The organism is Xanthomonas sp. WHRI 6106, from assembly GCF_040202405.1.
Lineage (GTDB): Bacteria > Pseudomonadota > Gammaproteobacteria > Xanthomonadales > Xanthomonadaceae > Xanthomonas > Xanthomonas cannabis.
The window spans coordinates 210,625-217,720 of sequence record NZ_JBEGFC010000009.1; the positions used below are offsets into that span (position 1 = coordinate 210,625).

A 7,096-nucleotide genomic window follows, 5' to 3' on the forward strand; every position below is an offset into this window, starting at 1 on the left:
GTCTCTCCTGGCTTACGGGGCGCCGCCGGCCAGCGCGCCGGTGCTCAATGGGGCATTGGGGGAGGCGGCGTGGGGCGAATCGCTGTGCGGCGATGGGGTGCCTTGGGTCGGCGGGAACATCGCATCCGGTCCCTTGCGGATGGTCTTCAACGACAGCTTGATCGCGATGACCAGCAGCGTGGTGTACAGCGCGGTGAAGCCGACCAGCGTCATCACGATCTCGTACAGATCCAGTCCCGATGCGGCGTAGAACGTGGGCAGCACGCCTTCCACCGCCCACGGCTGGCGGCCGTACTCGGCCACGAACCAGCCGCATTCGATCGCGATCCACGGCAGCGGCAACGTCCACAGTGCCAGGGTCAGGAACCAGCGTTTTTCCTGGAAGTTGTGCTTGCACGCAAACCAGAACGCCACCGCAAAGAAGGCGATCAGGTAGATGCCGATGGCCGCCATGATGCGGAAGGTCCAGAACAGCGGCAGCACGCGTGGCACCGTGTCCATCGCGGCCTGGGCAATCTGCTCGGGCGTGGCGTTGCCGATGTCGTCGCGGTAGCGCTTGAGCAGCAGGCCGTGGCCCAGGTCCTGCCAATGCGCATCGAAGACCTTGCGTGCTTCGGCATCGTTCTTGTCGGCGCGAATGCGTTGCAGTGCGCCGTAGGCGATCTGGCCACCGCGGATGCGGTGCTCGGCACGGCCTACCAATTCAAGAATGCCTGGAATCGGCTCATCCAGCGAGCGCGTGGCGATCAGACCCATCAGGTACGGGATCTTGATCGCGTAATCGTTGCGATGGGTGGTCTGGTTCGGAATGCCGAACGCAGTGAAGTCGGCCGGCGCAGCTTCGGTTTCCCACATCGCCTCGATCGCGGCCAGCTTCATCTTCTGGTGCTCGTTGGCGGCGTAACCGCTTTCATCGCCCAGCACCACCACCGACAGCGACGACAACAGGCCGAACGCGGCGGCCACCGCGAACGAGCGCCGCGCCATCTCCACATGCTTGCCGCGTAGCAGATAGAACGCGCTGATCGACATCACGAACACCGCACCCAGCACGTAGCCCGCACTGACGGTGTGCACGAACTTGGCCTGCGCCACCGGGTTGAACAGCACGGCGACAAAGTCGACCACTTCCATGCGCATGGTGTCCGGGTTGAACACCGCACCGGCCGGGTTCTGCATCCAGCCATTGGCGATCAGGATCCACAGCGCGGAGAAGTTGCTGCCCAGCGCCACCAGCCAGGTGGTGATCAGGTGCTGCACCTTGCTCAGGCGGTTCCAGCCCAGGAAGAACAGACCAAGGAAGGTCGCCTCCAGGAAGAAGGCCATCAGCCCTTCGATCGCCAGCGGTGCGCCGAAGATGTCGCCGACGTAATGGCTGTAATAGGACCAGTTCATGCCGAACTCGAACTCCATCACGATGCCGGTGCCGACACCCATGGCGAAGTTGATGCCGAACAGCACGCCCCAGAACATGGTCATGCGTCGCCAGATCTGCTTGCCGGTCATGACGTAGACGCTTTCCATGATGCCGAGCAGGAACGACAGCCCCATGGTCAGCGGCGGAAAGATGAAGTGGTACATCGCGGTGACTGCGAACTGCAGCCGCGACAGTTCGACAACTGTCGAGTCGATCATGGCGGGGTGGCCTGGTTGAGAATCGGTAGTGGATGCGGCGGATCATCTGCTCCTGCCGCGCCCGGCGCGTTGATCCAAATCAATGCGGCCCAGATGAGCTACGGCACAATGCCCATCCCGCAGTGGCGGGTGGCGACTTACAATCGCTTGCAGTGAGCAGTCTTCGACCGAACTGATGTGAGCCAGCCCAGCGTGCGAGCCAGCGAAACACCCGCCCAGCGCCGCCAGCGCGGCCAATGGCTGGATGCATTGGCCGCACCCGCCGCACGTGCACGGCGGCTGGCAGGTGTGGCCGTGGCGCTGTCCGGGGTGCTGCTGCTCGCGCAGTCTGCCGCGATTTCCTGGTTACTGCAGGCCGTGCTGGTGCGGCACCTGGCCGTGGCGCAGCTGCGCGACGTGGGCATCGGCCTGCTGGTGGCCGTGCTCGGCCGCGCACTGCTCACCGCCTGGGCGCAAGCGCTGACCGGCGAGGTGGCCGATGTGGCCAAGCGCGCGCTACGTGCACGCATCGCGCGTCGTCTGGTGCAGCACGGGCCGGTGTGGCTGCGCCGGCAACGCAGCGGCGAGCTCGGCGAACTGAGCCTGGCGCATACCGATGCGCTGGAAGGGTATTTCGTCGGCTATCAGCTGGCGCGCACCGAGATGCTCCTGGTGCCACCGCTGATCCTGATCGCGGTGTTTTCGGTTGATTGGGTGGTGGGCTTGGTGCTGTTGCTGACCGCGCCGCTGATCCCGTTGTTCATGATGCTGGTGGGCTGGGGCGCCGAGGCTGCCGGCCGCGAGCAGCTGGGCGAGCTGGCACGCATGGGCGGGCATTTCGCCGATCGTCTGAAGGGCCTGGGCCTGCTGCGCGTGTACGGCCGCGGCCAGGCGGAATTGCGGGGGATTGCCGCCGCCGCCGAGGGCGTGCGCGAGCGCTCGCTGAAAGTGCTGCGCATCGCGTTTCTGTCGTCCACCGTGCTGGAGTTCTTCGCGTCGGTGAGCGTGGCAATCGTGGCCTTGTACTTCGGCCTGAGCTATCTGGGCATGCTCGACCTGCATGGGCTGCCGTCGCTGGGCGCGGGCATGTTCTGCTTGCTGCTGGCACCGGAATTCTTCGCGCCGCTGCGACGTCTTGCTGCGCATTACCACGACCGCGCCAATGCGCTGGCAGCGGTGGCCGAAGCCGAGCGACTGCTGGAAGACGTTGACGCCGAGCCGCCGCCTGCCGGCGCGCCGCCGCCACGTCCACTGGAGCCGGCGCAGGCGCGTGCGCCGCTGCTGCAGGTACGCGATCTGGCGTTGCGCCCGCCGGGCGCGCCGCATGCGGTGGTGACGCAGTGTTCGCTGGCGTTGCAGCCCGGCCAGCGCGTGGCGTTGATCGGTGCCAGCGGCAGCGGCAAGAGCACCTTGCTGGAGGGCCTGGCCGGTTGGTTGACGCCGGAGGCGGGCAGCGTGGTGCTGCGCCCCGGGACGCGGGTGGGCTACGCCACCCAGCGGCCCTACCTGTTTCACGGCAGCATTGCCGACAACCTACGCCTTGCCGACCCGCAGGCCAGCGACGCGCGGCTGCTGGCGGTGGCCGATGCGGCGCAGGTGATGCGGTTTGCCGCGCAGCTGTCGGCCGGCCTGGACACGGTGATCGGCGAACGCGGCTTCGGCCTGTCCGGCGGCGAGGCGCGGCGCGTGGCCTTGGCGCGGCTGCTGTTGCGCGAGCCGGACCTGTTGCTGCTGGACGAGCCCACCGCCTTTCTCGATCCCGACACCGAAGCGGAGCTGCTACGCACGTTGGGCGTGTTTGCGCGCGGCCGTGCAGTGGTGCTGGCCACGCATAGTCCGGCCGTGATGCGCTGGGCCGACACGGTGATCGATCTGCACGGCGCCAGCGTCACGGTGGAGCAGCCATGAGCGACCCACGCCACGATCGTCTGCGCGATGTGTTTCACCGGCATGCATGGCGCCTGCTGCTGTCGGCACTGCTGGTGCTGGTTACCGCGCTTGCCGGGGTGGGGCTGCTGGGCCTGTCCGGCAGCTTCCTGACTGCCGCGGCCCTGGCCGGCGTGGCCGGCATGGGCGCGGGCTTCAATTTCTTCTCGCCCTCGGCGGGCATTCGCGCGCTGACCTTTGCCCGCATCGTGTCGCGCTACGGCGAAAAGGTGATCGGGCACGATGCGACGCTGCGCATTGCGCGCGATCTGCGCGTGTGGTTCTTCCGGCGCGCGCTGCCGCTTGCGCCGGGCCGGTTGTCGGCCACGCGCACCGGCGATCTACTGGCGCGGCTGATGTCCGACATCGGCGAGGTGGACGGCCTGAGCGTGCGTGCGCTTGCCCCGCTGAGCGCACTGCTCGGCATCTGGCTGGCCGGGCTGGTTGCCGCTGCGCTGATCTACCTGCCTGCCGCGCTGCTGTTGCTGGTGCTCGGCGTGCTGATCGGCGGGCTGGTGCCGTGGCAGGTTGCACGTGGCGGCGCACGACGCGAGCGGCTGCGTGCGCAGCAGCGCACGGTGCTGCGCACGCAGGCGTTCGAAGGGCTGGAGGGCGCGGCCGATCTGGCCGCCATCGATGCGCACGGCGCCTGGCTGCAGCAGGCCGATGCCGCTGCCGCCGACGTGGTGCAGGGCGATCGCCTGAAGCGCCGGCACCTGATTGCCGGCACAGCGTTGCATGCGGCGTGCGGCGGCATCGGGCTGGCCGGCATGCTGTGGCTAGCGCTGCACGCTGCCGAGCGCGGCTTGATTGCGGCCGAACTGGCGGCAGGGCTGGTGTTCCTGACCATGGCGCTGCTGGAAGTCTGGGCCGGTGCCGGGCTGGCGCTGCAGGCGTTGCAGAGTGCGCGCGTGGCCGCCAGACGCCTGCAGGCCATCGTCGATCAGGCACCCTCGGTCAGCGATCCTGCGCAGCCCGTCGATGCGCCGGTCAGCGGCACGCTGCAACTGCAGCAGGTGTCCTTCGCGTGGACGGGCGGCGTGCGTCCGGTGCTGCAGGCGCTGGACCTGACCCTGGCGCCCGGCGAGCGTATCGCCATCAGCGGCGACAGCGGCAGCGGCAAGAGCACCTTGTCGGCCCTGCTGCTGCGCCTGTGGGACCCGCACGCCGGGCAGGTGCGCTATGCCGGCATCGATCTAAAAGCCTTCGCGCAGGCGCAGTGGCATCGGCGCATCGCCTGGCTGCCGCAGAACGCGCCGGTGTTCGCCGGCACCGTGCGAGACAACCTGGCCATCGGCGATGCCGATGCCGACGATGCCGCGCTGTGGGCAGCGCTGGATCAGGTGCGTCTGCGCGACTGGGCCACCGCCCAGGATGGCCTGGACACCTGGGTTGGCGAAAACGGCGCCACGCTCTCCGCAGGCCAGGCGCGCCGCCTCGCACTGGCCCGCGCGCTGTTGCGCAATGCACCGATCCTGCTGCTGGACGAACCCACCGACGGCCTGGACGTGGACACCGCGCACGCCTTGCTGCTCGATCTTGCTGCGGTACTGGGCGAGCGCAGCCTGGTGATGATCACCCACGACAGCGTGCCCGCCGGCGTGGTGCATCGGCACTACCGCATGCGGGGCGGAGTGCTGCAACCGCTGGGGTGAGCCGTCGGACGAGCGGTGCGTCATGCGCCGACAAGACCCAGGTCGACGACACGCCTTAGCTCGTCAGATACACCGCCCACGCCAGGGCCGCGGCGTTCGCCAGCGCGCTGACCCAGAACGCGATCTGGAACGAGGTCTTTACGGTCTTGTGCCGGAACAGCGACTGCGCCAACAGCGCGCCGGGCCAGCCGCCGAGCAAGGCGATGGCATGCAGGGTCGCTTCCGGGGTGCGGCGCTGGCCGCGCGTGGCGGCGGTCTTGTCCAGCCGATAGGCGATCAGCGCGGCAATGCTCGTTACCGCGTACCAGAGCGCAATCGCAGCCGGTAGCCGGTCTGCGAGCACCAGGCCGAGCATGCCGACCGCGAACAGGCCGGCCAGCAGCCGGCGCGGCAGTGCGCTGCTGGCGGTTTGCGAGGGACGTGCTCTGGCTCTGGAAGTGGCTCTGGACCTGGCAATCAGCAAGCGTCCAGGAAGTCGCGGACTGCCGGGCCGAAGCGGGCGAAATCCACCAGGAAGGCATCGTGGCCCTGCGGCGAATCCAGGCCGAGGAAGCGGGCATCGGCGCCGCCTGCGCGCAGGCCCGTGGCTATCTGCTCCTGCTGCTGCACCGGAAACAGGATGTCGGTGTTGGCCCCGATCGACAGCGCACGCGCAATGCGGATGTTGGCCAGGCCGGCCAACACTTCGGCGTCGGTGGACACCTCTGTGGACGCGATGCTGCTGTGCGTGTCGACGGTCCGCATCGCATCGACCGGGGCCGTGTCCACGGATTCGGCCAGGTCGAACCAGTCCATCGAGCGGCTCAGATACAGATAGCAGTTGGGGTCGAAGAAGCGCACGAAACGGCGCGCATGGCCTTCCAGATAACTTTCCACCTGGAATTCCAGACCAAACGGGTCGTCGGCGGCCTGTTCGGAATCCAGCCGCACCCGGCCGAAGCGACCATCCCACTCCAGTGCCGAGCGATACGTGATCACGCCAAGCTTGCGCGCCATGCGCATGCCCGACTCCGGGTAGTGTATGTCGTCGTAATTGCCGCCATTCCAGTGCGGGTCCAGCCGGATCGCTTCGCGTTGCAGCGAGCGGATGGCGATGGAAAACGGCAACGCCTGCGCGCTGCCGGAGATGTTGATGTGATTGCGTGCAATGCCTGGACGGCGCAACAACAATGCCAGTGCCGTCATGCCGCCCATCGAGTTGCCGATCAGGCAGGCCAGCTGGGTGATGCCCAGTGCGCGCACGACATCGGCGGCTGCATCGGCCACGTCTTCGATCGACAGGTCCGGAAATGTCAGCCGATACGGCTGCCCGGTCGCCGGATCGATCGACGCCGGCCCGGTGGAGCCCTTGCAGCTGCCCAGCGAATTGACGCACACCACGAACCAGCGGGCGGTATCGATCGGCTTGCCCGGCCCGACCATCGCGTCCCACCAGCCCGGCTCGGAATTGGCCTGGTTCGCTGCAGCGTGCGCGTTCGGCGACAGGCCGGTGACGATCAGGATGGCGTTGCTGCGATCTGCGGCAAGCGTGCCCCAGGTCTCGTACGCCACGCGTGCCTGATGCAGCACGCCACCGCGTTTCATCGGAAACGGCGAAGGCAGTGCATGGTAGAGCGTGCCGGGAGGAATGAATTCAGTCATGTCGCAATTCTATCTGCCATGGGATGCGCTGGGTGCAGGGTGGGAATTGGGAATTGGGAATTGGGAATTGGGAATTGGGAAGCGGGAACGGGGAACGGGGAACGGGAACGGGGAATGGGGTATTGGTTTGAGCCGTTGCGTGGTGTGATGCCGCTCTTTAAAGCGCGTGAGCTGCAACTTGGTTGCAGGGCCCTTGCCCGCCCACCATCGCGGGACACGCTGCAAGTACGTCCATGTAGCTCCTTGGCGGCATCCATGCC

The 7,096-nt window shown here is 67.5% G+C and carries 5 protein-coding genes; 2 read left to right on the forward strand and 3 right to left on the reverse strand.

All coding sequences use genetic code 11. From position 1 onward, the window contains the following. Positions 1 to 12: 12 nt before the first annotated feature. The gene (locus tag ABQZ09_RS14425; protein WP_228314653.1) at positions 13 to 1,635 is read right to left on the reverse strand and encodes a cytochrome ubiquinol oxidase subunit I; all 1,623 of its coding nucleotides are present in this window, start codon (positions 1,633 to 1,635) and stop codon (positions 13 to 15) included. Positions 1,636 to 1,812: 177 nt separating this feature from the next. Between ABQZ09_RS14425 and cydD the strand changes: the two genes are divergently transcribed. Both cydD and cydC read left to right on the forward strand, forming a co-directional pair. Further along, on the forward strand, positions 1,813 to 3,522 hold the full coding sequence (gene cydD / locus ABQZ09_RS14430; RefSeq protein ID WP_228314654.1) for a thiol reductant ABC exporter subunit CydD: 1,710 nt from the start codon (positions 1,813 to 1,815) through the stop codon (positions 3,520 to 3,522). Next, positions 3,519 to 5,195, forward strand: coding sequence for a thiol reductant ABC exporter subunit CydC (cydC, locus tag ABQZ09_RS14435; protein ID WP_349777213.1), 1,677 nt, complete (start codon positions 3,519 to 3,521; stop codon positions 5,193 to 5,195). Before cydD ends, cydC begins: the two co-directional genes overlap by 4 nt. A 55-nt stretch (positions 5,196 to 5,250) precedes the next feature. Here the strand turns inward: cydC and ABQZ09_RS14440 are convergent, their stop codons facing one another. Together ABQZ09_RS14440 and metX are read right to left on the reverse strand one after the other, a co-directional pair. Next, the gene (locus ABQZ09_RS14440; RefSeq protein ID WP_039414286.1) at positions 5,251 to 5,550 is read right to left on the reverse strand and encodes a DUF1294 domain-containing protein; all 300 of its coding nucleotides are present in this window, start codon (positions 5,548 to 5,550) and stop codon (positions 5,251 to 5,253) included. A 101-nt stretch (positions 5,551 to 5,651) separates the two neighbouring features. After that, the gene (metX, locus tag ABQZ09_RS14445) at positions 5,652 to 6,836 is read right to left on the reverse strand and encodes a homoserine O-acetyltransferase MetX (RefSeq protein ID WP_349777214.1); all 1,185 of its coding nucleotides are present in this window, start codon (positions 6,834 to 6,836) and stop codon (positions 5,652 to 5,654) included. Positions 6,837 to 7,096 lie beyond the last annotated feature (260 nt).

Bases quoted from the DNA above. Each gene is read 5' to 3' on its own strand.
- ABQZ09_RS14440 (WP_039414286.1), bottom strand. From the start codon at position 5,550: ATGCTCGGCCTGGTGCTCGCAGACCGGCTACCGGCTGCGATTGCGCTC.
- metX (WP_349777214.1), bottom strand. From the start codon at position 6,836: ATGACTGAATTCATTCCTCCCGGCACGCTCTACCATGCACTGCCTTCG.
- ABQZ09_RS14425 (WP_228314653.1), bottom strand. From the start codon at position 1,635: ATGATCGACTCGACAGTTGTCGAACTGTCGCGGCTGCAGTTCGCAGTC.
- cydC (WP_349777213.1), top strand. From the start codon at position 3,519: ATGAGCGACCCACGCCACGATCGTCTGCGCGATGTGTTTCACCGGCAT.